2 tRNA genes and 1 rRNA gene are annotated in these 524 nt (G+C 48.3%); all 3 read right to left on the bottom strand.

Going from position 1 to position 524, the window contains the following annotated elements:
* Positions 1 to 206 precede the first annotated feature (206 nt).
* A tRNA-Ala gene (locus QMX86_RS28160) sits at positions 207 to 282 on the bottom strand.
* Between the two features lie 30 nt (positions 283 to 312).
* Positions 313 to 389 (bottom strand) — tRNA-Ile (locus QMX86_RS28155).
* Between the two features lie 81 nt (positions 390 to 470).
* Positions 471 to 524 (bottom strand): 16S ribosomal RNA (locus QMX86_RS28150); the annotation flags it as partial.

The raw sequence follows: 524 nt of genomic DNA, 5'->3' as shown, positions 1-524 counted from the left end.
TCGCCGAAAATTCGAATTTCTCAACTAAGAGAACTCACAAATTTTACCTTAGCCTGATCCGTTACCAGTGAAAGTAACGTTCAGTCTATCTTTCTATCACATACCCAAATTTTTAAAGAACGATCTAGTCAAAGACTAGAAATCAACATTCATCACCGTCTCGGTGGAATGCTCATTTCTAAGCTTTCAAACTTCAGAAGCAGTAGTGGTGGAGCCAAGCGGGATCGAACCGCTGACCTCCTGCGTGCAAGGCAGGCGCTCTCCCAGCTGAGCTATGGCCCCGTATTTCTACAGGCGTTTCCCACACAAAATTGGTGGGTCTGGGCAGATTCGAACTGCCGACCTCACCCTTATCAGGGGTGCGCTCTAACCAACTGAGCTACAGACCCAATTTCGGGCTGCTTCTATCGTCTTCTTCAATGAATCAAGCAATTCGTGTGGGAGCTCATGCAGCAGCTGATGTCGTCGATTAAGGAGGTGATCCAGCCGCAGGTTCCCCTACGGCTACCTTGTTACGACTTCAC

Source organism: Pseudomonas sp. PS01270, from assembly GCF_029959775.1.
Taxonomy (GTDB): domain Bacteria; phylum Pseudomonadota; class Gammaproteobacteria; order Pseudomonadales; family Pseudomonadaceae; genus Aquipseudomonas; species Aquipseudomonas atacamensis.
This window is presented reverse-complemented; position numbering and strand designations above follow the sequence as displayed.